The organism is Streptomyces cacaoi, assembly GCF_006539165.1.
Lineage (GTDB): Bacteria > Actinomycetota > Actinomycetes > Streptomycetales > Streptomycetaceae > Streptomyces > Streptomyces cacaoi.
The window spans coordinates 1-1,196 of the sequence record NZ_BJMM01000170.1; the positions used below are offsets into that span (position 1 = coordinate 1).

The following is a 1,196-nucleotide window of genomic DNA, read 5'->3' on the forward strand; positions in this document are numbered from 1 at the left end:
AGCCCCTCGGTCATGGTCGATCGTTCGGCCCACAGCCCCCAGGCGATCGAGACACCCGGCAACCCACGCGAGCGCCGAAAGGCCGCCAGGGCATCCAGGAACGTGTTCCCCGCCGCATAGTTCGCCTGACCCGCAGCACCCAACACACCAGCAGCCGACGAGAACATCACAAACGACCGCACACCATACCCAAGAGTCAACTCATGCAAATTCCACGCACCCACCACCTTCGCCGCCAGAACACCCGCCAACCGATCCCCCGACAGCGACTCCACCACCCCGTCATCCAACACACCCGCCGCATGCACCACCCCCGACACACCACCCCCCAACGACGACAACACCCCCGCCAACGCCTCCCGATCCGCCACATCACACGCCACAACCCGCACCTCCGCCCCCACACCCCTCAACTCCTCCACCAACTCCCCCACCCCCGGCGCCTCCTCACCCCGCCGACCGAGCAACACCACACGCCGCACGCCCCGCCCCACCACCAAATGACGAGCCACCATCCCACCCAGCACACCCGAACCCCCCGACACCACCGTCCACCCCCCATCAACACCCCCCACAGACGGCACACTCAACACCAACTTCCCCACATGCCGCGCCCGCCGCATCACCCCGAACACCTCACCCACCCGCCGCACATCCCCCACCCCCACCGGCAACAACTCCAAAACACCCGCCTCGAACAACGACACCACCTCACGCAACACCGCACCCAACCGCTCCGGACCCGCCTCCCCCAGATCAAACGCCCGATACCGCACCCCACACACCTCAGCCACCTCCCCCGCATCCCGCACATCCGCCTTCCCCATCTCCACAAACCGCCCACCCCGCCGCACCAACCGCAACGACGCATCCACCAACTCCCCCGCCAACGAACCCAACACCACATCCACACCACGACCACCCGAAACCGCCCGAAAACACCCCTCGAACCCCACATCACGCGACGACGCAATACGCTCAGCCGGCACACCCAACCCACGCACCACCCCCCACTTCGCCTCACTCGCCGTCGCAAACACCTCCACACCCCAACACCGCGCCAACTGCACCGCCGCCATCCCCACCCCACCCGCAGCCGCATGCACCAACACCGACTCCCCCGCCCGCACACCCGCCACATCCACCAACGCGTAATACGCCGTCACAAACGCCACCGGCACCGACGCAGCCTGCTC

General features: G+C 67.2%; 1 protein-coding gene. It reads right to left on the bottom strand.

The features are described 5' to 3' along the window. Nucleotides 1-1,181 (bottom strand): SDR family NAD(P)-dependent oxidoreductase (locus SCA03_RS34775; protein WP_230989119.1); only part of this gene is annotated, 1,181 nt, incomplete at its 3' end. Nucleotides 1,182-1,196 lie beyond the last annotated feature (15 nt).